At 61.6% G+C, this 22,071-nt stretch carries 25 protein-coding genes; 13 read left to right on the plus strand and 12 right to left on the minus strand.

Annotated elements, in window-relative coordinates; genetic code table 11:
* Positions 1-90 precede the first annotated feature (90 nt).
* Together HDE80_RS05745 and sufT are read right to left on the minus strand one after the other, a co-directional pair.
* Positions 91-1,905, minus strand: coding sequence for a M4 family metallopeptidase (locus HDE80_RS05745; RefSeq protein WP_184668633.1), 1,815 nt, complete (start codon positions 1,903-1,905; stop codon positions 91-93).
* A 460-nt stretch (positions 1,906-2,365) separates the two neighbouring features.
* Positions 2,366-2,923: a putative Fe-S cluster assembly protein SufT gene (sufT, locus tag HDE80_RS05750; protein WP_184600903.1), complete on the minus strand. Its 558-nt coding sequence runs from the start codon at positions 2,921-2,923 to the stop codon at positions 2,366-2,368.
* A gap of 161 nt (positions 2,924-3,084) precedes the next feature.
* On the opposite strand from sufT, the gene HDE80_RS05755 reads away from it, so the two are divergent.
* Positions 3,085-3,630: a hypothetical protein gene (locus tag HDE80_RS05755; RefSeq protein WP_255483589.1), complete on the plus strand. Its 546-nt coding sequence runs from the start codon at positions 3,085-3,087 to the stop codon at positions 3,628-3,630.
* Here the strand turns inward: HDE80_RS05755 and HDE80_RS05760 are convergent, their stop codons facing one another.
* On the minus strand, positions 3,631-5,103 hold the full coding sequence (locus tag HDE80_RS05760; RefSeq protein ID WP_184600902.1) for an NAD(P)(+) transhydrogenase (Re/Si-specific) subunit beta: 1,473 nt from the start codon (positions 5,101-5,103) through the stop codon (positions 3,631-3,633).
* Positions 5,103-5,423: an NAD(P) transhydrogenase subunit alpha gene (locus HDE80_RS05765; protein ID WP_184600901.1), complete on the minus strand. Its 321-nt coding sequence runs from the start codon at positions 5,421-5,423 to the stop codon at positions 5,103-5,105. Before HDE80_RS05765 ends, HDE80_RS05760 begins: the two co-directional genes overlap by 1 nt.
* Before the next feature lie 138 nt (positions 5,424-5,561).
* Between HDE80_RS05765 and HDE80_RS05770 the strand changes: the two genes are divergently transcribed.
* Genes HDE80_RS05770 through HDE80_RS05780 form a run of 3 tightly spaced genes read left to right on the plus strand, consistent with a single transcriptional unit; the run spans position 5,562 to position 7,129 of the window.
* On the plus strand, positions 5,562-6,149 hold the full coding sequence (locus HDE80_RS05770) for an RNA polymerase sigma factor (RefSeq protein ID WP_184600900.1): 588 nt from the start codon (positions 5,562-5,564) through the stop codon (positions 6,147-6,149).
* The gene (locus tag HDE80_RS05775) at positions 6,146-6,592 is read left to right on the plus strand and encodes a DUF3619 family protein (protein ID WP_184600899.1); all 447 of its coding nucleotides are present in this window, start codon (positions 6,146-6,148) and stop codon (positions 6,590-6,592) included. The genes HDE80_RS05770 and HDE80_RS05775 overlap by 4 nt, the downstream gene beginning before the upstream one ends.
* A gap of 3 nt (positions 6,593-6,595) precedes the next feature.
* The gene (locus HDE80_RS05780; RefSeq protein ID WP_184668635.1) at positions 6,596-7,129 is read left to right on the plus strand and encodes a DUF3106 domain-containing protein; all 534 of its coding nucleotides are present in this window, start codon (positions 6,596-6,598) and stop codon (positions 7,127-7,129) included.
* A 66-nt stretch (positions 7,130-7,195) separates the two neighbouring features.
* Here HDE80_RS05780 and HDE80_RS05785 read toward each other — a convergent pair whose 3' ends face one another.
* Entirely contained in the window at positions 7,196-8,296 is a 1,101-nt protein-coding gene (locus tag HDE80_RS05785) for an NAD(P) transhydrogenase subunit alpha (protein ID WP_184668636.1), read from the minus strand.
* 143 nt (positions 8,297-8,439) lie between these two features.
* Between HDE80_RS05785 and cdd the strand changes: the two genes are divergently transcribed.
* Both cdd and HDE80_RS05795 read left to right on the plus strand, forming a co-directional pair.
* The gene (gene cdd / locus HDE80_RS05790; RefSeq protein WP_184668638.1) at positions 8,440-8,853 is read left to right on the plus strand and encodes a cytidine deaminase; all 414 of its coding nucleotides are present in this window, start codon (positions 8,440-8,442) and stop codon (positions 8,851-8,853) included.
* Positions 8,854-8,963: 110 nt separating this feature from the next.
* Complete coding sequence (locus HDE80_RS05795) at positions 8,964-9,623, plus strand: MarC family protein (protein WP_184668640.1); 660 nt, start codon at positions 8,964-8,966, stop codon at positions 9,621-9,623.
* Positions 9,624-9,752: 129 nt separating this feature from the next.
* On the opposite strand, the gene HDE80_RS05800 is transcribed toward HDE80_RS05795, so the two are convergent.
* Positions 9,753-10,241, minus strand: coding sequence for a hypothetical protein (locus tag HDE80_RS05800; protein ID WP_221437431.1), 489 nt, complete (start codon positions 10,239-10,241; stop codon positions 9,753-9,755).
* A gap of 224 nt (positions 10,242-10,465) precedes the next feature.
* Here HDE80_RS05800 and HDE80_RS05805 point away from each other — a divergent pair, with 224 nt between their 5' ends.
* From HDE80_RS05805 to HDE80_RS05820, 4 genes are all read left to right on the plus strand, one after another.
* Positions 10,466-11,035: a nitroreductase gene (locus tag HDE80_RS05805; protein WP_184668643.1), complete on the plus strand. Its 570-nt coding sequence runs from the start codon at positions 10,466-10,468 to the stop codon at positions 11,033-11,035.
* Complete coding sequence (locus tag HDE80_RS05810; RefSeq protein WP_184668645.1) at positions 11,023-11,937, plus strand: 5'-3' exonuclease H3TH domain-containing protein; 915 nt, start codon at positions 11,023-11,025, stop codon at positions 11,935-11,937. The genes HDE80_RS05805 and HDE80_RS05810 overlap by 13 nt, the downstream gene beginning before the upstream one ends.
* A gap of 45 nt (positions 11,938-11,982) precedes the next feature.
* Entirely contained in the window at positions 11,983-12,951 is a 969-nt protein-coding gene (locus tag HDE80_RS05815) for a DMT family transporter (RefSeq protein WP_184668647.1), read from the plus strand.
* Positions 12,952-13,018: 67 nt separating this feature from the next.
* On the plus strand, positions 13,019-13,594 hold the full coding sequence (locus HDE80_RS05820; protein WP_184668649.1) for an NUDIX hydrolase: 576 nt from the start codon (positions 13,019-13,021) through the stop codon (positions 13,592-13,594).
* A 25-nt stretch (positions 13,595-13,619) separates the two neighbouring features.
* On the opposite strand, the gene HDE80_RS05825 is transcribed toward HDE80_RS05820, so the two are convergent.
* The 6 genes from HDE80_RS05825 to rsmD all read right to left on the minus strand — a co-directional run bounded on the left by HDE80_RS05825 (position 13,620) and on the right by rsmD (position 18,655).
* Positions 13,620-14,675 (minus strand): TMEM43 family protein, encoded by a 1,056-nt coding sequence (locus HDE80_RS05825; RefSeq protein WP_184668653.1) that lies wholly within the window; start codon positions 14,673-14,675, stop codon positions 13,620-13,622.
* Positions 14,676-14,738: 63 nt separating this feature from the next.
* Positions 14,739-16,469 (minus strand): gamma-glutamyltransferase, encoded by a 1,731-nt coding sequence (gene ggt, locus HDE80_RS05830; protein ID WP_184668661.1) that lies wholly within the window; start codon positions 16,467-16,469, stop codon positions 14,739-14,741.
* Positions 16,466-16,726 carry a YfhL family 4Fe-4S dicluster ferredoxin gene (locus tag HDE80_RS05835; RefSeq protein ID WP_184600888.1) on the minus strand — a complete coding sequence of 87 codons (261 nt, stop codon included), beginning with the start codon at positions 16,724-16,726 and terminating at the stop codon, positions 16,466-16,468. Before HDE80_RS05835 ends, ggt begins: the two co-directional genes overlap by 4 nt.
* Positions 16,727-16,899: 173 nt before the next feature.
* Positions 16,900-17,403, minus strand: a complete 504-nt coding sequence (locus HDE80_RS05840; protein ID WP_184600887.1) for a hypothetical protein — start codon at positions 17,401-17,403, stop codon at positions 16,900-16,902.
* Positions 17,396-17,935 carry a pantetheine-phosphate adenylyltransferase gene (coaD, locus tag HDE80_RS05845; RefSeq protein ID WP_184601139.1) on the minus strand — a complete coding sequence of 180 codons (540 nt, stop codon included), beginning with the start codon at positions 17,933-17,935 and terminating at the stop codon, positions 17,396-17,398. The genes HDE80_RS05840 and coaD overlap by 8 nt, the downstream gene beginning before the upstream one ends.
* A gap of 153 nt (positions 17,936-18,088) precedes the next feature.
* Positions 18,089-18,655, minus strand: a complete 567-nt coding sequence (gene rsmD, locus HDE80_RS05850) for a 16S rRNA (guanine(966)-N(2))-methyltransferase RsmD (RefSeq protein ID WP_184668671.1) — start codon at positions 18,653-18,655, stop codon at positions 18,089-18,091.
* Positions 18,656-18,741: 86 nt separating this feature from the next.
* On the opposite strand from rsmD, the gene ftsY reads away from it, so the two are divergent.
* From ftsY to mutY, 3 genes are read left to right on the plus strand one after another with little or no spacing between them, the layout of a single operon-like run.
* A complete protein-coding gene (gene ftsY, locus HDE80_RS05855) occupies positions 18,742-19,902 on the plus strand; it encodes a signal recognition particle-docking protein FtsY (RefSeq protein ID WP_184668681.1) in 1,161 nt (386 codons plus the stop codon).
* Between the two features lie 25 nt (positions 19,903-19,927).
* Entirely contained in the window at positions 19,928-21,007 is a 1,080-nt protein-coding gene (locus HDE80_RS05860) for an AsmA family protein (protein ID WP_184668689.1), read from the plus strand.
* Positions 21,004-22,050, plus strand: a complete 1,047-nt coding sequence (gene mutY / locus HDE80_RS05865; RefSeq protein ID WP_184668698.1) for an A/G-specific adenine glycosylase — start codon at positions 21,004-21,006, stop codon at positions 22,048-22,050. Before HDE80_RS05860 ends, mutY begins: the two co-directional genes overlap by 4 nt.
* Positions 22,051-22,071: the final 21 nt, after the last annotated feature.

A 22,071-nucleotide genomic window follows, 5' to 3' on the forward strand; every position in this document is an offset into this window, starting at 1 on the left:
AACACAACAAAACGGGCCCGGCGAATAGCGTCGGGCCCGTTTCGATTTATCCCTTTCGAGGTTGCAGATCTTCCCTGTCCGCGGCTGGACTTACCAGCTGGCTTTCAGCGAAACACCCGAGAAAGCGGCGTAAGCGTTGAGATTGATGTAGTACGTGCCGGACGGCGCGCTGAAGGTGCAACTTTCGGCATTGCCAGTCTTGTATGGGCGGCAGTCGTAGCTGCTGGTAGTCGGTGCCGAACCCAGCTTTACGTAGAGATCAGCGTCTCCGGTGCCACCGGATATGGCGATGGTCAGGGTGCCGGAGCCTGAAGGCACGGTCACGGTGTAACTCAAGACACCACCCTTGGCGGCGGCAAGTCCAGTCACGGCCACACCATTCTGCAAACCGCCAGTACTGCCGCCACCGGTGCCCGGGCAGGTCACGCCCACGCCGGCGAACGCGGCGATCACGTCATCCTTGTTGTAACCCAGATCGGTCGCTGCCGACTCTACGCCGCAGGCGCCGGAGTTGAAGGTTGAAGTGGCAGTCCAGTAGACCTTGTTGGCGAGCGCGTAGGCCTGGAACGCTTTCTTGGTATCCCAACCAGAGGTCTTGGCCAGCAGGCAGAACGATTTGTTGTAGACGCCGCTGGAGTAATGGACGTCAAGACTGGACGTGTAGTTGGCGGCGTTGTCGATCGAGCCGCCGTCCTGCGGCGGGTTGCACATATAGCGCAACGCCGTGCCATTCTTGATGATGTCGGCGCCGACCAGGAAATCATTCTTGCCGCGGTCGAAATACTCCGACGCCTCACCGGCGATATCCGAATAGGCTTCATTCATGCCGCCGGACTGGCCGGTGTACTGCAATGCCGAATGCTGCTCGGTGTAGCCGTGGCTGATCTCGTGGCCGGTCACGTCGAGCGAGACCAACGGGTAGAACGTGGTGGCACCGTCGCCGAAGCTCATCACCGACCCGTCCCAGAAGGCATTCTCGTAACTTTTGCCATAATGCACTTTCATCACCAGCGGAAAGCTCAGCGGGTTGCCGCCGGTATATCCCTGATACATGTCGTGCACCACGCTGCCGAAGTGATGCGCATCATTGGCCGGCGAGTAGGCGCCGTTGATGGCATCGGTATTGCTGGTCGGACAAATGAAGCTCACCAGAGTGCCGGTCCCGGAGGTGGCATTTTTGAGGTTGTACGTGCTGACGTCGGTGTTTTTCAGCGTGCAGGTCGTACCCGACTGCGTCACATTGAGCGCGGCGTATTCGGTGCCATAGGTGTACATACCGGTCTTCGTGTTGCCACCGGGTCCATTGGCCGTGGCGTCGGTCAGGCCGTTCCAGCTCTGGATTACCTCGCCAGTGCTGGCGTCGATGATCGCGGTCGGCCGAGTCGGATTTTTCGCGTCATCAACAAAGTACGAGACGCGATAGACCAGCCGCGTCGGACCGTTGTCCTGCGGATAGACGAACAGATCAGTCTGCTGATTTTGGATGGATGCACCGGCAACCACTACGGTATGTACATGTCCTTTCAACACCGCAAGCGCCGCAGCTGGCGTCAGCGTTGGAACGGCCGAGATCAGGTCGGATGGTGTGCCCTGCATCAGGTCTCCGGTGGCACGCAATGCATTGCCGCTGGCATCCTGCACCACGGCGATGCTGCGCCCGTAAACCGGCACGCCGCGATAGAACTGCTGCTGACGGACAACCTGCGTACCGTTGGCGAGCGACACCGCGCCGCGTGCCACTAGCGTCATATCCTGTCCAAGGTTCAGACGTGTGGCCAGCGAACTGACCGGCTGAGCGCCGAGATTTTGAGCACGCAGGGTTTGAGTGGTGGCAGCGGTAGCCGTGGAGGCGGCGACCATGCCAATCGTTGCAACCATAAGCTTCGAACGGAAAGTGTTGAGCATTAGGGTGAGAGCTCCACGATGTATTGGGGACAAGACCGCCCGATGCGGCCATGAGGACCCCATTCAAATTCGCCGTGCTGGCGGCACGGCTTCGCACTCGGTGACTGCCCGGCGAGGCCGGGGTTCTGCTCGCGTCCCCTGGCCTTGGCACGCAAGGCCGATTTCAAACGCGGTGCTGACCGGCGGCGGTAACTTGATGAGCAGATCTATCGATCAACCGACCGTCAGCCAGACCATTAGACGTTATTACTTACGATATTAGTAGGCAATATGAATATTTCTTACGACCATCGATTAGCTCACAGATTTGGCTAAAGATCGTAGAAAGCCGGAAATACCACGGAAAACCGAGCCTATGGGCCTGAAGCACCTTGGGCGAATTCGCGATATTTCGCGAATTGAAGCGAGCCTGAGATCGCCATGTCGTTAAAACTTACGCCTGATTAGCCGCTATGCGCGCTCAAAGCATCCCGGTTTCGAGCTTGGCGGCATCGGACATCATCGAATGCGTCCACGGCGGGTCGAACACGAGGTCAACATCCGCCTCGATGATCGTGGGGATCATCTCCAGCTTGGTGCGTGCGTCGTCGACCAGGATGTCGCCCATGCCACAACCCGGTGCGGTGAGCGTGAGCTTGACGTAGACCTTGCGCTCGCCGGATTCGGTGTGTTCCAGGCTGAGATCGTAGACCAGACCGAGCTCCACCACGTTCACCGGGATCTCCGGATCGAACACGGTACGCAGTTGATCCCACGCGACTTTTTCCACATCCGCGTCAGTGGCGTTGGCGGCCACTTCGATCGGTGGCGGCAACTCCTTGCCCAATGCATCGGCCTCCTTGCCGGCAATGCGGAACAGGTTGCCTTCGACATACACAGTAAAGCTGCCACCCAGCGCCTGCGTGATATAGCCGATCTGGCCGGCCGGAAGTTCCACCACATCGCCCTGCGGCACCATCACCGCGCTGCAGTCGCGCTGCAGAGTGAAAGGTTCGCTGCTCAAACTGAAACCGCTCATGCCACCTGCCAAATACGCTGTCTGCGAGAAAACATCACCAAGTACGGCATGGAACGCCGCGTCGGGTTGCCTATTATGCCGTCCGCGAAGCGAACTGACCCCAGAAAGATCAGGCCAAAATCGTGGAACTCAAGAATTGGCCGTGGGCCAGCCACGCTATGATGGCTGCTTTGCCCGATGGATGGATGCTTGATGGCGCACTGCACGACCCAAAGCTGCCCAACGCCGCAGCCCTTGCCTACCCCCTTTTTGTCGCGTGGCTGCCGATGAGCGTGCGGTCCATCGTCAGCCTGGTCTTTTCCACCTTCATCGCCGCGATGCTTGGGCTGGCTGCCGGCGCACTGTGGATGGTGGTGACGGTTTATCAGCGGCAACCGATGCCATGGCTGGTGTTGCCCGTCGCCGCCATCCTGGCTTGGGCCATCCGTAACAGCGTTCGCAAACCAGGCAATGTTGCCGCCGCGCTGGCCGCGCTGGCCACCTTGCTGGCGGAAATCTACGTCAGCATGTTGATTGCCGCGGCGCAGATTGCCGGCAGTATGGGCTTGGGCATCGTCGATACCCTGCTTACCGCCGGCACCGGCATGCTTTGGCAGCTGGCGCGCATCGGCTTCTCGACTTCGGATGTGGTGTGGACCTTGCTGGCCATGCTGCTGGCGGCCTGGCTAGGCCTGCGCCCGTTGCCGATCAAGAAACAGCCGAAATAGTCAGGCGTCCAACGACTTCAACTCGGTCACCAGCTCGCCCGCCGCCGCCTGTCCATCGCCATAAAGCATGCGGGTGTTATCGGCATAGAACAGCGCGTTCTCGATGCCCGCAAAACCGGTGCCCTTGCCGCGCTTCACCACAATCACGTGCCTGGCGTTGCTGACGTCGAGAATCGGCATACCGTAGATCGGTGAGGCCGGATCGGTCTTGGCCAACGGATTGACCACGTCATTCGCGCCGATCACCAGCGCCACATCGGTCGCCGGGAACTCCGGGTTGATCTCGTCCATGTCGGCGATCAGATCGTACGGCACGCCGGCTTCGGCCAGCAGCACGTTCATGTGGCCCGGCATGCGGCCGGCCACCGGGTGGATGGCAAACTTTACTTTCACGCCGCGCTTGATCAGCAGCTGCGCGAACTCCCACACCTTGTGCTGCGCCTGTGCCACGGCCATGCCGTAACCGGGCACGATGACCACGCGCTCGGCATAGGCCATCATCACCGCTGCGTCAGCCGCGTCGACCGGTTTCTGCGCACCGTCAATGGCCTTCGCTTCGCCACCGGCAGCACCGAAGCTGCCGAACAGCACGTTGCCGATCGAGCGGTTCATCGCCTTGGCCATCAGCTGGGTCAGCAGCGTACCTGCCGCGCCCACCACCGTACCGGCGATGATCATCGTCTCGTTACCTAGCACAAAGCCTTCGAAAGCCACCGCCAAGCCAGTGAACGCGTTGTACAGCGAGATCACCACCGGCATGTCGGCACCGCCGATCGGCAGCGTCATCATCAGGCCGAAGAGCAGCGCCAGCGCGAAAAATGCGGCGATCAGTGGATAGCTGGCGTAGCCGCTGACCAGAAGAATGCCGACCACAATCGCCACGGCCAGCAACAAGAGGTTGACCGCACGCTGGGCCGGAAACACAAAGCGCCTGTCGAGCCAGCCCTGCAGCTTGGAAAACGCGATCAGCGAGCCGGAGAAACTCACCGCACCGATCAGCGCACCGAGCACGCCCAACGTCAGCTCGATCGGCGACAGCGGCACTACCGGGATGACCGGGTGCGGTGCGTCGATTGCCCAGGCCTCCGGCCGCAGTGGCGAAGTGTCGGGAATACAGTGGGAGGCCAGCAGGTTGCGCACGTAGCCGATCAGCTCGACCGCACCGATCGCCGCCGCCGCCCCGCCGCCCATGCCGTTGTACAGCGCTACCATCTGCGGCATGGCCGTCATCGCCACACGCCGACCGCTCCACCACGCCGCGCCTACCCCGACCACTACCGCCGCGATGATCAATCCGCGGTTGTGCATGTCCGGCAGGAAGAATGTGGCCAGCACCGCCACCAACATGCCGTAGCCCGCCCATACGATGCCACCGCGCGCGGTGCGCGGCGAACTCATGCGCTTGAGACCCAAGATGAACAGCAGTGCGGCGAGAAAATAACAGGCCTTGATCAGGCTCGGCAGCCAGATCATCACTTGGCCTCCTTGCCGATGGCCGATTTGCCCGCGTCAGGCTTGCTGGACTTGAACATCTCCAGCATCCGCTCCGTCACCACATAGCCACCGGCAGCGTTACCCGCGCCAAGCAGCACACCAATGAAGCCGATCGTCATTTCCAGCGGTGTCTGGGCATGGCCTAGCGCGATCATGGCCCCAACCAGCACAATACCGTGCACAAAGTTGGATCCCGACATCAGTGGCGTATGCAGGATCACCGGCACCCGCGCGATGATTTCATAGCCGGTAAATGCAGCAAGCATGAAGATGTACAGCGCCAGGAAACCGTCGATCATGACCCCACCCCGCCAGGACTTAGTTATCCGCACACTATACGGTTGCCAGTCAACCCGTGCGAGCCTGCTGCGTTGATTACAGGAGTCGAACCGCTGGAGCCTGAGCATGCATCAACTGACGATGCGGACGCAGTGGCCATGAGCACGGTGGCCGGTACCTTGGAAGCCGAGCTGCTGCTGGACAGTGCACGCGAAACCCCTGCCACGCTGGACGCCTTTCTGGCGCAGGTCGAACGGCGCGCCTTCCGCATGGCCGAACTCAATCTGCGCCATCGCGAGGATGCGATGGACGCGGTGCAGGACGCCATGCTGCGGCTGGTCAAGCACTACCGTGAAAAGCCTGCCGCCGAGTGGCCGCCGCTGTTCTGGGGCATCCTGCGCCGACGCATCGTCGATCTGCAGCGTCGCCGCAAGGTGCGTTCGATCGTGGTGGGCTGGCTCGGCGGTGGTCGCGATGACGAAGGCGACGAGATGCCCGTCTGGGAGCCTGCCGATCGCGGCCCCGGCCCGCTCGACCGGCTGCACGATTCGCAGTCGTACGCGGACATGGCCGACGCTGTAAAAAAGCTGCCGCAGCGCCAGCGCGAGGCTTTCATGTTGCGCATGCTGGAAGGTCTGGATGTCGCGGAAACGGCCCGTTCCATGGGCTGCTCCGAAGGCAGCGTCAAAACACATCTGTCGCGCGCGATGCATCATCTGCGCGACCAACTGGAGGACTGGCGATGACTACGCCTGGCAACAAGACATCCGATCATCAACCCGGTGATCAGGCCGATCAACGCGATGAGCGCATCGCGCAACGTGCCCGCGAGCTTTTTCGCGAGGCCAGCCAGCGCATCGACCCGGTTACGGCCGGGCGCCTGCGCGCCGTGCGTCGACAGGCGCTGGATGCCGCCAAATCGCCACCGCGCCACACTGCCCGCTGGTTGATCCCGAGCAGCGCATTCGCTGCTGTCGCCTTCGCGATGCTGATGGTTTGGCAGCCGCTGTCGCGCGGTCCGGCCGTGCCGACGAACCACGCCATCAACGCTGCCGATCAGAGCGCGGATGTGGACAACGACCTGCCACCCGATGCGGAAAAGACCGACCCCAATCTCTACCAGAATCTCGATTTCTACGGTTGGCTGGCCGCCAACAATGCATCGAACAATCAGCCGGTGAATCGCTGAACCATGGGCCGATTTTTTTCACTGGGGGTTGCGATGCTGCTGGCAGCGCTGCTTGCTGGCCCGATCGCCACGCCGCTGCACGCGCAGGATTTTCCACCGCCGCCACAAGATCAGAACTTGCCGCCTCCGCCGCCGCGGCCATGGAGCAGTCTGAATCCCGCGCAGCGCGACGTGCTGTCGCCGCTGCGGGACAAGTGGGACACGCTGCCGCCAAGCCGGCAGCAGAACATGCTGCAAAAAGCCGAACACTGGGTGACCCTGCCACCGGAAAAACGTGATGAAGTGCGCCTGCGCATCGCCCACTGGCAAGAAATGACGCCCGACCAGCGCAAACAGGCACGGGCCAACGTGCAACAGTTTCGCCAATTGCCACCGGAGCAGCGCGCAAAACTGCACGCCGCGTTCGAGCGCTTTCAGGAATTGCCGCCGGAGCAGCGCGATCGGCTGATGCAACAATGGCAGGCGATACCACCCGGTCAACGCATGCATTGGTCAGAGCATCAAGGATTGCCGCCCGCTGGTACCCCAGAGCACTAACAACCAAAGGCCCCGCCATGTGCGGGGCCTTTGGTTTTACGGCGTGCTATTTCAGGGTCTGTTGTTTCAACCAGCGAAACGCGTTTCGCCGGCGTGACTCAAGCAGCTTTTTGCCACCAGCTCGTCATTGAAATCCGGCTGCAGCGCACCGTCATGTACCAGCAACTCGACGAAGTTATAGACGTTACGCGCGTACATTTCCGACGCATGCAGCGGTGCGCCGGCCGACAGATTCAACGGTCCGAGAATCACCACGCCGCCGTGCTCGACCCGCTCGCCCGGTCTGGTCAGCTCGCAGTTGCCGCCGCTTTCGGCAGCGAGATCGACGATCAGCGCACCCGGCTTCATGCCGTCGACCATGGCCGCAGTGAGAATCTTCGGCGCCGGCCGACCCGGCACCGCCGCGGTGCTCACAATCACATCGACCGTTTTCAGATGCTCACCCAACGCCTGTTGCTGCGCGATGCGCTCCTCGGCGGAAAGCTCGCGCGCATAACCACCGCTGCCCGCCGCGCTGACGCCCAGCTCCAGAAACTTGGCACCCAGCGATTCGACCTGCTCACGGGTTTCCGGCCGCACGTCATAGCCCTCCGTCTGCGCGCCGAGCCGACGCGCTGTGGCAATCGCCTGCAGTCCCGCTACACCCGCACCGATCACCAGCACTTTGGACGGCCGAATGGTGCCTGCTGCCGTGGTCAGCATCGGGAAAAATTTGGGCGACGACTCGGCTGCAATCAGCATCGCGCGATAACCGGCGACCGCTGCCTGCGAACTCAGCACATCCATCGCCTGCGCACGGGTAGTGCGCGGCAGCAGCTCCAGCGAAAACGCCGTGAGCTTGTGCGCGCTCAGCGTTGCGACGCGCTCAGGCGCACCATATGGCCGCAGCTGACCGACCACGATAACGCGCTCACGCAACTGCGAGAGCACCGCATCGTCCGGTGGCAGCACGCAGGCCAGCAGGTCTGCTTGTGCCAGCACACCGGCGACATCGGCAAATTCGACATCGATATAAAGGCCGTCAGGAAACCCGGCCGCACGCCCCGCGTCATGTTCGAGCAGAATGCGCAGACCCTTGCCACGCAGCTTCTTGGCCATCTCCGGCGTGATCGCGACGCGGCGTTCTCCCGGTGCGGTTTCACGCAAGGCAGCTACGGTGATCGGCATGAGGCAGTTCCCTTCATATGGTCCAGCTATCTTAGCGGCACTCGGGTGCTTGGGTTCTGCCAGGTTTGCGGCGCGCTACTGGCAGAGTAAGCTGGCCCGCCGGCAGCGATGGTATGGATCGTTCGGGGTCACCGGAGATCGCGATGTCTGCACCGAATTCATTCGATTCACTGTTGGCAGCGGCACACGCTGCGCGCGAGCTTGCCTACGCGCCCTACTCCCACTTTCTCGTCGGTGCCGCCTTGCTGACCAACGACGGCCGCCAGTTCAGCGGCTGCAACGTGGAGAACGCTGCTTACGGCCTGTGCAACTGTGCCGAACGCACCGCACTGTTCAGCGCGATTGCCGCCGGCTGCAAGCCCGGCGACTTTGCCGCCATCGCCGTCGTCGGCGACTGCTCCGGCCCGATCAGCCCCTGTGGCTCCTGCCGCCAGGTGATGGCCGAACTGTGCGCCGACGCCATGCCGGTGCTGCTGGCGAACCTGCGCGATGACAGGCATCAAACGACGGTGGCAGCACTGCTGCCTGGCGCGTTCAAGTTGTCGGAGTCAGGCTGATCGTTCCGGTCCTGTCGTGGACATGGTATAGGCGAAAATCGAAATCGTCAGCGATCACAGTTGCAGGATCAGGGCGCCAATACTCAGCAAACTTTTGAGAACACCGGACCATGTTCGACTACGCGCTGCATTTCATCCCGCTGGCCTTCGCCGCGCTGCTGCCGATCGTCAATCCGGTAGGGTCGGCGCTGATCTTTCTGGGCATCGTTGGCGTGGAACCGCCAGCGGTATATCGCCAACTGGCTTTGCGTATCGCGATCAACATGTTGATCTTTATCGCGGTGGTCGAGCTGCTTGGCGCCTGGATACTGAAATTTTTCGGCATTTCCCTGCCGATCCTGCAGGTAGGTGGCGGCATTACGCTCGCAGCCATGGGTTGGAGAATGCTCAATGCTCCGGATGCTGCGACCCCTGCTGCCGCAGCCATCGAAAGCGACAGTAATGCAGCGATAGATAAAGTCTTCTACCCATTGACGTTTCCCCTGACTGTTGGTCCCGGCACGATCGTGGTCGTGCTGACGCTCAGTGCAAACGCATCCGGTCACAGCTGGACAGACATTCTTTTGGCGCACGCCTCCATTTTTGTGGCGTCTGCGCTATTGGCTGTGCTGGTTTTCCTCAGCTATGGCTATGCTCCCGTACTGGCGCGCAAGATTCCCGAGCATGCGTTCAACGGCGTACAGCGCCTCATCTCTTTCATCCTGCTCTGCATCGGTGTTCAGATCGCCTGGGGCGGCCTCGATACGCTACTTCGCTCCCTGCCGCATTGATGGCAGGATATTGATGGCGCGATTACGGTCAGCCCCGAATACGGTCAACCCCGAAAATTCGAACAGTCCTTCAATAAAAAAACGGCGCATGTAGCGCCGTTTCTTCGATCAGGACCGAGCGATCAGGATTTACTGATACTCGGTGCCGTTAACCACAACGTAGCCGGCATGCGGCCACGAGCTGCTGGTTCCATGGTGGGTCCAGTCGATACCCTGGCTGTCGTCGTTGTCGTAGTAGTAACGACCCTGCACATAGGTGGTATCGCCTACCGCAACCCATGGCCACTTCGGGGCATTCATCTGATCGAGATCGGAAACGATTTCGATGGTAACGCCCGAGGCAACCTGTACGTAGAAATAGCCGTGATTGCCGCTACGGGTTTTCTTAGCAGGCAACACGGCCGTCACCATGCCACAAACGTCCTCAAACTGATCGGCGCTGATTTCGCCGTTTTCGAATTCCTGCTGGTCCTGCAGAAACTGCGAGTTGTTGCATGGAAACGACTGCGCCTTTGCCTGCTTGAATATGCCGTTGCTGTAGTTGTCCTGGGCATGCGCTGCCGTGCCAATCATCAATGTCGCGCCAAGCAGCGCGAATGACATGTAACGAAGCTTCATGACTACCTTCCTTTGTGCATGTTGTCCCCCTGCACCGACCACCATAGGAGAACTCTGTGGCGTTTTCTTTAAGAAAAAAAGACATGTAGCGAAAAAGCACGGCGGCAAGCCAATCGCTACCTGCAACACAACTGCCAAACCGGCTACTGGCCTAACGTGGCCGAAAGTCGCCAGAGAACGTTTCGCCAGTTAGCATGAGCTTCTTTGTATCACCGAGTTGCATCATGTCCGATCCGCTCTCGCTGCTTCTGCAGCGCCACTCCGTTCCCTCAAGCCAACTCGGTGAGCCAGCGCCAGACAAGGCGACTTTGCATGCATTGCTGAAAGCAGCCGTTCGTGTACCGGACCACGGCAAACTGGTGCCGTTTCGTCTGATCAAGCTGAAAGGCAAGTCGAAGCAGCGCTTCGGCGAACAGGTCGCTGACATTGCCATACGCAAGGATGCGGATATGTCCGACGCCAGGCTGGACAAGGAGCGTCGGCGCTACACGTTCGCGCCGCTGGTGCTGGTGCTGGTGGCATGCATCGACAAGCACAGCAAGGTACCGGCGATCGAACAGCAGATGACCGCTGGTTGCGTCGCACAGAACATCCTGATCGGCGCGTACGCGCTTGGCATCGGTGCACAATGGTTAACTGGCTGGGCCGCGTACGATCCCGACGTGGCGGCGCTGCTCAAGTTGAAAGAAAACGAACATGTGATCGCCTTTATCCACATGGGCACGGCGCAGATCGACGTACCCGATCGCGATCGCCCGGCACTGAAAGGCCTGCTCAGCACATGGAAGCCGTAAGTCCGGCAATAAAGTCCACACCCACGGCGCACCTGGTCGACGGCAGCCTGTATGTATTTCGCGCCTGGCATTCGATGCCGAACGAATTTTTCGATGTGGCCGGCCATCCGATCAACGCGGTGCATGGCTACACCCGCTTTCTGTGCGAACTGCTGGAACGTGCACAACCCGAACATATCGCGGTCGCGTTCGATGCATCGCTGACCAGCTCGTTTCGCAACGCGATCTATCCCGCTTACAAGGCCAACCGCGAATTGCCGCCGCCGGATCTCGAACGGCAGTTCGTGCAGTGCCGCGCCATCACCGAAGCGCTCGGCATCCACCTGATGATCGACCACAGCTTCGAGGCCGACGACCTGATCGGCAGCACTGTGTGGAACCTGCGTGCCCTGGGCTGGCGCAGCGTGATCGTGTCCGCCGACAAGGACTTCGGTCAGCTGTTGGGTGAACACGACGAGCAATGGGATTACGCACGCAGCCTGCGCTGGGGACCGGCCGGCGTGCATGAGCGGCTCGGCGTTCACCCGCATCAGGTGGCCGACTACCTCGCGCTATGCGGCGACGCCGTGGACAATATTCCCGGCGTACCCGGCGTGGGGGCGAAAACAGCAGCCGCGCTGCTCACGCATTTCGGCAGCCTGGACAGCTTGCTCGACCGCATCGATGAGGTGGGTTACCTGCGTTTTCGCGGCGCAGCCGCCTGCGCGTTGAAGCTGCGCGAACACGGCGAAAAGGCGCGGCTCTATCGACGCCTGACACGCATTGCGCTGGATGCACCTGGAGCCAACGCCGCCGATACGCTGCTGCGTCGGCCCGATGCACAGAACCGTCTCGATAATCTTTGCGACGAGCTGAACTTCGGCGCCTTCACCCGCAGCCGACTGCGCAGCCTGCTGCGCTGAGCAGACGCTGGGCCGAATGGGCGGTTTTCACCCATACTCCGAACCATGCCGCTCGGAATCCTCTACGCCCTGGCTGCGGGCTTGATGTGGGGTCTGGTCTTTATCGCCCCCTTGTTGCTGCCTGATTACCCTGCCGCCCTGCTATCGGTCGGGCGCTATTTTGCGTTCGGCCTGATTGCGCTGATGCTGGCCTGGTTCGACCGCGCCGGTCTGCGTCGACTCAGCCGTGGCGATTGGCTGGAAGCACTCAAGCTCGCCTTGGTCGGCAACTTGTTGTACTACCTGTGCCTAGCCAGCGCGATCCAGCGCGTCGGGGCGCCGCTACCGACGATGATCATCGGCACTTTGCCGGTAGTGATCGCGGTCTGCGCGAATCACCGCAACACGCAGCGCGACGGCACCCTGCGCTGGCGCCAGCTGTTGCCTTCGCTGCTGCTGATCGCCGCCGGCATCGGCTGCGTCAATCGGGTTGAGCTGCTCGACCTGCAGCAACAGACGCCCATCGATGGCAGCAACTATGCGCTCGGCGTTGTGTTGGCCATTGCAGCCGTTGCCTGCTGGACCTGGTATCCGCTGCGCAATGCCGATTGGCTGCGCGCGCATCCCGATCGGCATCCGCGCGTGTGGAGCACGGCGCAGGGCGTCGCCGTGCTGCCGCTGGCACTGGCCGGCTATGCCTTGCTGTGGCTGGTCACTCGCACCACCAGCCATCCGCTAGCGTTGCCATTCGGCCCGCGGCCCGGGCTATTCATCGGGCTGATGGTAGCCATCGGCTTGTTCGCTTCTTGGCTGGGCACATTGTGCTGGAACGAGGCCAGCCAACGCCTTCCAACGACCCTGGCCGGCCAGCTGATCGTGTTCGAGACCTTGTCGGCACTGGGCTATGCATTCGCGCTGCGCGGTCAAATGCCTGCACCATTGACGCTGCTCGGTATCGCACTGCTGATCGCCGGCGTCGCGTTCGCGGTACGGTTGAAACCAGTGCCCGTGGTCGCGCAGGAGCACAGCGCCTGATCGCACGCACGGTTGTCGTGCCGGCCCGGACACGGCAACATGCCGAGGCCCCCAAATCAGACCTCCGATGAAGCCCAACACTCATCCGCTACCTGCCGACGCTCATGCATCAGTCGAAATGCTCTATCAAGGCCGCTGGCTGAGCCTGTACAAGCGCGGCCGTTGGGAATATGTCGAGCGCACCAATCCCGCCGGTGCCGTGATCATTCTGGCAGTGACTCCCGAGGACGAACTATTGTTCGTCGAGCAGTATCGCGTGCCGATTCAGCAGCACACCATCGAGATGCCCGCGGGATTGGTCGGCGACATCGCCGAGCAAGCAGACGAGGGCGTGTTACTTGCTGCTCAGCGCGAACTGGAAGAAGAAACCGGCTATCGCTGCCAGCGCCTGGAGTTCATTCATCGCGGACCGTCATCATCGGGGATGAGCACCGAGATGATCGCCTTTGTACGCGCATACGATCTGGAGAAGGTCAGCGCCGGCGGCGGCGATGAAACGGAAAACATCATCGTGCATGCGGTGCCGCGCAATGAGGCTGGCGCATGGTTGTTTGCGCGTGCGGCAGAGGGCTATTCCATCGACCCGAAACTGTTCGCCGGACTATGGTTCATCGAACACGAGAACCTGTTCAAAGCGAAATAAATAGACGTCCAAATGATTGTCGTGTTCAAAGCCTGTCGGTCGCTCGACGCTTGTGCCAGCGCAACCGCCAGACAGCCAAGGCCATGCCAAGCACGGTAACCAGCAACCAGGCGGTCATGGTCCACGTATCGTTACCGAGCCAAAGCACGGTGGACATCACGCCAACCACCAGCGCACCCAGACCCAGGGCCAGCAGCGGATCACGGCGGCGATTGCGCGCCACCAGCAATACAAAGGCACCCAACGCAGCCAGCAAAACGGCAGCTATCCGCCGAAACACCAGATAGTCCGGTGGAATCGGCATGTCAGGCAGCATGTCGAGCAGAGGCACTTCGCCGACCTCGATATCGTAGCCCTTGCCGTCGGCGACGTCGGTGGCCGGCACCAACCGATCGCCGTCGATGCGCGCAAAAATCGTCATCTCCCGCAACGGAATTTCGTCCCAGCTCACGCGCACATCACCCACTCTTGGGCTATCCGGTTGAGTGCTGGTTGTCAGGTACTGCTGATAGGGACTGAAGCTTGCCGCGAGATTGGCTGGCAGCGATTTCATATCCGGTTCAACGGTCGCGGAACCGGGAAGTGCGCGAACCAGTTCAGGCGAGAGCCTGAAACCACCGATCTGCACCAGTGTCGCGTCGAATTTTTTGCCGCTGATAGGGAAACTGGCGGGATTGGCGTGACCCACCGGCTGGTCAAAGCGACTGGCATCGAGCAGTCGATCCATCCAGGCGAGCTCGTAACTGATCGCGCTGCCAAAGTGAAGCTCACGCCACTGGAACATTTCCACGTGTCGCACAAGCACCGGCGTATTGACCTTCTGGCCAAACTCCGGATCGCTCGGTGGCTCGACTACGCTCGGCGTACCAACGACTCTCGCCATGTGGCCATACTGGCCAGTCTGCAGGCTGGTATCGCTACCCAGATCCATTATTTCGCCACCGTGCCGATTGGCAGCCAGGCGGTAATTCATCAGGCTGTGCGCGGTGAGCGCCACCAGCATCACCCCTGCGAACATCAGCAGGACGCCGACGATGTGCAGCACCACGCAACGCATCGACGCACCGCTGAATGGGCTCATCAAGCGAATCCGGCCGCAAATCGCGGCAATGCATGACGGATAGAAGCTTTCGCGGTCACGCGATCACTGCACCTTGCCGAGGCCGGATGGATGGCGTGGATCGCTGGCCGCATCGAGCTGGTTGGCCTTGCGATCCCAGGTAACCACGTTCATGAAACCCCACGACTCCCGCTGTTTCAACGCATAGCCCATCTGGGTCAACGCGTCGCTGGTGGGCTGGTCAAACGTGCCGGTCTCCACGTCGACTTCGTCGGGCATGTACTGATGGTGATAGCGCTTGTCCGCGACGATCTGCTTCGCACTCTCACCATCGATGAAATGGAGGATGCCTTCAAGCACCTGGGTGATGATGGTCGAGCCGCCCGGCGAGCCGATAACAGCGGTGCGATCGGCACCGATCACGATGCTCGGCGACATCGACGAGAGTGGGCGCTTGCCACCTTTTGGCGCGTTAGCCACGCTGCCCAGCAAGCCATAGACGTTGGGCTTGTTCGGCACCAGGGCGAAGTCATCCATCTCGTCGTTGAGCAGCACGCCGGTACCGGCAGCGACGAAGGTGGAGGCCAGCACGTAGTTCACCGTCGAGGTGATACCGACCATATTGCCGTCTGCATCGATGATCGAAAAATGCGTGGTATGCATGCCTGGCTCGCTAGCCTCGGCGGCCGGCAACATCGACGATGGCGTGGCCCGATCCGGCAGGATGCTCTGACGCAAACCATCGGCGTAGAACGGCGACAGCAGCATGTCCAGCGGCATAGTGACGAAATCCGGATCGCCCAGGTAATCGTTGTGATCGCGATACGCACGACGCATTGCCTCGACGACGTAATGCACGCGATGCGCCTGATCGAGCTTGTCCAGATCGACACCAGACAATATGTTGAGAATCTCGGCAATCGCCACACCACCGGACGACGGCGGTGGCGCGGTCACAATGCGGTATCCGCGATAGTTGACCGTGATCGGCGTGCGCTCCTTCGCGCGGTAATTGGCCAGGTCAGCCAGCGTCCAATTGCCGCCAGCCGCCTGCACAGCAGCAATCAACTTGGCCGCCGTCTCACCGTGATAAAAACCTTCGTCGCCCTTCGCAGCGAGCAGTTCGAGCGTGTGTGCCTGATCGGGATCGCGCCAGATGGCGCCCTGCACCGGCGGCGCACCATTGGGCAGATATTTGGCAGCCGAGGCGGGCCAGCGCTGCAGATCTTTCTGCTGCTCATTGATTGCACCCAGCAGACGCGGGTCCGGCTGAAAGCCATCACGGGCAATGCGGATCGCCGGCGCCAGCGACTGCTGCAGCGGCAGCTTGCCGTAACGTTTGGCGATCAGCACCAGGCCTGCCGGTTCGCCGGGAATGCCCGCCGACAGCGGACCTTTCAACGCAGCATCGCGGTTCGGGCTGCCGTCAGGGTTGAGGTAGTCCTTGCTGTTGACCGCCATCGGTGCCGTTTCGCGAGCGTCGATAAACGTGTCGTGGTCGTCCTTGGCCCGATGCAGCACGCCCATGAAACCACCACCGATGCCGGAGCTTTCCGGCTCCACCACCGAGAGCGTCGACGCAACCGCGATCGCTGCGTCAAACGCATTGCCGCCCTTGGCCAACACTTCGAGGCCGGCATTGGTGGCGAGAAAATTGGCGCTGGCGATCGCCGCATGACCCGGGCGTTGCTGGGGGGCGACAGACTTGATCGACGTTGAAGGCGAATCTTTTGGTGAACCGTCGGCGGCACAGGCGACACTCGTCACGAATAACAGGCTGCACGACAATGCGCGCCAGCGCAGGGATACCTTCATGCAACAGACTCCTTGGCCATCAGGTGCTGGTATTTGAGATCGAGCTGCTCGTGCGACTCGACGTTTTCGGGATCAGTGATGATGCATTCGACCGGACAGACCACCACACACTGCGGCTCGTCGTGATGACCGATGCATTCGGTGCACAGGTCCGGATCGATCACATAGAACTCCTCACCCAGCGAAATTGCCTTGTTCGGGCAAGCCGGTTCGCAGACGTCACAGTTGACGCAGGTATCGAGGATTTTGAGAGACATGCATTCAATAATACATGCTGGGCGCGTGATTCCCGGGGTAATGGTCGAGCTGGCACGCAGAGTTTCGTCACTGCGGCGATACGGCCGGGAGCAGCCTTTTGTTCACCCTATCCGTAAACAGGGAAGCCCGCGAGCTGTGGCCGCGAGACGCGGCCACAGCTATTCGCGAGGTCTTACATCGCCACGAAGTGGAACGTCGCACCCGTTGGCTTGATCACGTCGGTCACGCGCTGCTCGTCGGCCTTGTCACCGATGAACAACACGATCACGTCCTTGAACGAACCCGGCTTGGCATCCTTGAATGCGGCGACGAGCAAGTCGGCCGTCTTGCCGGAATTGGCGCCGGCAAAGGCCATCAGGTTACCCGGCAGCACGCCGCGAGCCACCGAGTCCTGCACGTTCGACAGCTGCCGCTGGTTGTTGGCTTTGGCCTCGTCGGTATCACCGGCATCAACCAGATAAGCGAATGGCTGGCTGGCGGTCATGCCCTGCAGATTTTTCTGCACGAGGTCGCCGAGATAGTCATTCCACCCCTTGGCGTCGTTCGGGTTGGTGGGCTTGGGCACCTGCTGTGCCTGGGCCGGGCCGGCCTGCTGGTCGTCCTGCTGTTTGTTGCAGGCGCTCAGGGACAGGGTAGCGGCCAGCGCGAGGGCAGCGATGAGAGCGAACTTACGCATGGTGATCACCTTCTATTTCGGGTTGCTTGTGGGAGCCGGCTCGGCTCTTTTGCCAGCGCTGCCGCATGGCCTGTTGTACCGCCGGATGGACGAAACCGGAGATGTCGCCACCGAGGCGGCCGATCTCGCGTACCAGCGACGAGGAGATAAAACTGTATTGCTCCGCTGGCGTCAGAAACAGCGTCTCCGCCTGCGGGATCAGATGACGATTCATGCTCGCCAGCTGAAATTCGTATTCGAAATCCGACACCGCGCGCAGGCCGCGGATAATCACGCCAGCCCCCACTTCCTCGACAAAGGTTGCCAGCAGGCAATCGAAGCCACGCACTTCAACATTGGGCAGATCGGCCAGCGCCAGCCGCGCCAGAGTGATTCGCTCGTCAATGCTGAAGCCAGGCCCCTTGCTGGAGCTGTCGGCCACCGCTACCAGCACGCGGTCGAACAATGGTGCGGCACGCGCCACCAGGTCGGCGTGACCGTTGGTGATCGGATCGAACGTGCCGGGATAAACGGCAAAGCGCGGATTGCCCAAAGGTTTGTTCACGAGACGGAGTTCTATGAGACGGGGAAGGTCGATGAAAAGTCCGCGTAGCTTAACGGAAGCCGCGCGGTGGTGGATCACCGAGCCAAGCCATGCGTAGGCGCATGGATTCGAGGCACCAACTATGGCGTGTCATCACTAGTATTAGCGCCGATAGAGCGCAAAGCGCACCTCACCGGCATGACCTTCTCGGTGCAGCTGCCAGTTCGGCGGCAACGGGGGAACCACGGCACGCGGCGACTCGACATAGACGATGGCCCGCGCGGTCAGCCAGCCGCCCTGCTCCAGCTGCTGTGCCAGCCCGCTCCAGAGATCCAGGGCAAACGGCGGATCGAGAAACACCAGATCTGCCGGCTGCGGCGAGCCGCCGAGGAACTGCTGCGCGTCGGTGGCGGCCACCTGGCCGGCAGCTGCCTTCAGCCTATCGAGGTTTTGCCACAACGCCTGCACCGCACGCGCATCGCGCTCGACGAATTGCACACTGGCCGCGCCGCGCGACAGCGCCTCGATGCCCAGCGCGCCGGTACCGGCGCAAAGATCGAGACAGCGCGCACCTTCAATCGTCGGCGCCAGCCAGTTGAACAGGGTTTCCCGCACTCGCTCGGGCGTCGGGCGCAGCCCCGGCAGATCAGGTACGTCAAGCCGGGAATTGCGCAGGCTGCCGCCGATGATGCGGATGCGCCCGGGCCCGGCGGCGCGCGCCGCGCTCACATGCGCCTCCGTGCTACGGAATCCTCAGCGGGCAGTATAGGTTGGGGTGATAGCATGCCCGCCATTGTCTTTGAATCGCCGCCGCAATGCTCAAGTTCTGGAAGAAGAAGCCCACCGAGACCACGTCGGAGCCGATTACCCCTCCCTCATCGGCTGATGTCGCCGCCACACCGGAAAGCAGCGAGGCAATGCTGCGCGAGGTTCTGGCGGAAGTTCCGGCGAGTATCGAGCCACAACCGGGCGATCAAGATAACGTGGGACAGCAGCAGGCCGACAACCCTGCTATCAGCGCCATCACCGAAGATCAGGCACCAGCCAAACGCAGCTGGCGCGATCGACTGTCCGGCAATGCGTTTTCCCGCGGGCTTACCTCACTGTTCGTGCGTCATCCCAAGCTCGACGACGATCTGCTCGACGAGCTCGAGACCACGCTTATCAGCGCCGATGTCGGTATCGAGGCCAGTACCGAGCTAGTCGAAAACCTGCGCAAGCGCATGCACAAGCGCGAGTTTGCCGACGCACCGGCGTTGCTGAAAGCGCTGCGCGAGTCGCTGGTCGCCATGCTCAAGCCGATCGAGAAGCCGCTGGATGTGACTGGTCACAAACCCTTTGTAGTGCTGACTGTCGGCATCAACGGTGCCGGCAAGACCACGACCATTGGCAAATTGGCCCGTCGCTGGAGCGACGAAAAACGTTCAGTGATCTTGGCCGCCGGCGACACCTTTCGCGCCGCCGCCGTCAACCAGCTGAAAACCTGGGGCGAGCGCAACCAGGTGCCGGTGATCTCGCAGGGACAGGATGCCGATTCGGCCAGCGTGATCTTCGATGCATTGCAGGCCGCGCGCTCGCGCGGCGCCGATGTGCTGATCGCCGACACCGCCGGTCGTCTGCACACGCAGGGTGGCCTGATGGACGAACTGGGCAAGATCGCCCGCGTGTTGAAAAAAATCGATGTCGATGCACCGCACGAGGTGCTGATGGTGATCGACGGCACCACCGGCCAAAACGCCGTGAATCAGGTGCGGCAATTCCGCCAGATCGTGGGCGTCACCGGACTGGTCGTCACCAAACTTGACGGCACTGCCAAGGGCGGCGTGATCTTCGCGCTGGCGCGTGAGTTCGGCCTTCCGATCCGATTCGTCGGACTCGGTGAAACCGCGACGGATCTGCGCACGTTCGAAGTCGAGGCGTTTGTCGACGGCCTTTTACCCACCAGCCTTGGTCAGGATGAGCGCAGCCATGACTGACCACCGGCAATCACGGGGCTGATCGATGCCGCGCCGGTGGCGACTGATCCTGCTAACGCTCGGCGGCCTCGCGCTGACGGTTGTGCTCGTCGTGGTCACAGCCGTCTATTTGCTGCTGCAGCCGGATCGTTTCACTGCCATGCTCCAAGCCCAGGCACGCGCTGCAGGGCTTGAGTTGAACCTCGCCAGCCCGGCCAGTCCAACGCTGTTTCCGCGCCCGGCGCTGGATCTCAACGGCATCACCATCAACGCGCAAAATGCCAGCGTGCCGATCCTGCTGGCCGCGCACGGGGAGCTGGAGCTACCGTGGCGCACATTGCTTGGCGGCCCAACCGTCATCTCGCAACTGCAGATTGATGCACCCCGAGTCGACCTCGAAGCGCTGCAAGCGTGGCTGACCGCCTTGCCCGCTCAGCCGCAAAGTGCGCCGACCAATATCCCCCGTATCGATACCGGCGTGAACATCGTGCGCGGCAGCATCGTACGCGGTGATCAGCTACTGCTTGGCAACGTCTGGCTCAATGCCGGCAGCCTGATCTCGGGCCAGCCATTTCCGCTGAGTCTATCCGCCACTACGGCAACAGGCGTGCCACTGCAACTTCGGCTATCGGCCACGCCGCGCATCCACGAAAACTCGCTGCAACTGGATGATGTCGCCCTGCATCTCTCGCAAGGCAATTTGCTGGTTCTCGCATTGAGCGGCAGCGCGCGCTGGCATGGTGCTGCCGATGCAGCAGCCAACCTGACCGGTACGCTCGACCAGGCCAATGCTGGGCAATACGCGATTTCACTATTGCTTACGCCAGCCGACCAGACCAATCCGCTACTGCTCGTACTGAAACTGGATGGACCGGGCAACCACGCCGACCTGCGCTTGCCACCGCTGGCATTGGCCAGTTGGTGGAATCAGCTCGGCGGTGAACAACCGCTGCCGCTCAATGCCCCCCCCGTCAACGGTCACCTTGAAATGGCCAAGCTCCAGGCTGCTGGCGTCACCATCGAAGGGCTGACACTGGATACCGGCGACAGCGTGCCGGCCGCTGCCAGCACGGCGCTCGTCGCCAAACCCGCCGCGACCCAACTTGCGGTCAACAAAAAACCATGACGTTATCCGTGGCAAAACGGCTGCTGCGCTGGTTCGACCAGCACGGCCGCAAGGACCTGCCCTGGCAGCATCCGCGCGACGCCTACCGCGTATGGTTATCCGAAGTGATGCTGCAGCAGACCCAGGTAAGTACAGTCGTCGGCTACTTCGAACGCTTCGTCACCGCGTTGCCGACACTGCGCGATCTCGCCGAAGCCGATGAAGACACCGTGCTGGCCTTGTGGTCAGGCCTGGGCTACTACCGCCGCGCCCGTTTTTTGCATCGCGCGGCACAGATTTGCATCGCGCAATACCGCGGTGAGATGCCGCGCGATTACGATGCGCTCGCCGCCCTGCCCGGCATTGGCCGGTCGACCGCTGGTGCGATATTGGCACAGGCATACGGACTACGTTTCCCGATCCTCGACGGCAACGTGAAACGCGTGCTGACCCGCTATCACGGCATCCACGGCCACACTGGTCAAAGCACGGTGGAAAAGCAGCTGTGGAAGCATGCCGACGCCCACACACCCACCGCACGCGTGGCCGACTACACGCAGGCGATCATGGATCTGGGCGCCACGATTTGCGTGCGTTCACGCCCTCAATGCGAAGCCTGTCCGTTAGCAGGCGACTGCATCGCCTATCGCGACAACCTCACCGCGCTATTGCCCAGCCGCAAACCAGCCAAGGCCATTCCAACGCGCACTACGGCGATGCTGATTCTGCGCGATGCACGGCGACGCGTGCTGCTGGAGCGCCGCGGCCCGCTCGGCGTTTGGCCCGGCCTGTGGAGCCTGCCTGAAGCGGCCGATGCAACTACCGCGTGGTCGACTGCGCAAAAGCTCGCGCAGATCGACGACGCGCAGACGCTCACTTCATTCGTGCACGTTTTCAGCCACTATCGATTGAATATCGAGCCATTGTTGTTTGATGGGGCGACAGCACATCACGGCATCGCCGATAATCCGCAACAGCGTTGGTGCACCGCAGACGAGCTCGTCACACTGGGCCTGCCCGCGCCGGTGCGTGAGCTGCTTCTGAAGATCAATGACCTGGCCTGAGTCTGAGTCCAGTGACCGGCT

Origin of the sequence: Rhodanobacter sp. A1T4, assembly GCF_014207185.1 — a bacterium.
Taxonomy (GTDB): domain Bacteria; phylum Pseudomonadota; class Gammaproteobacteria; order Xanthomonadales; family Rhodanobacteraceae; genus Rhodanobacter.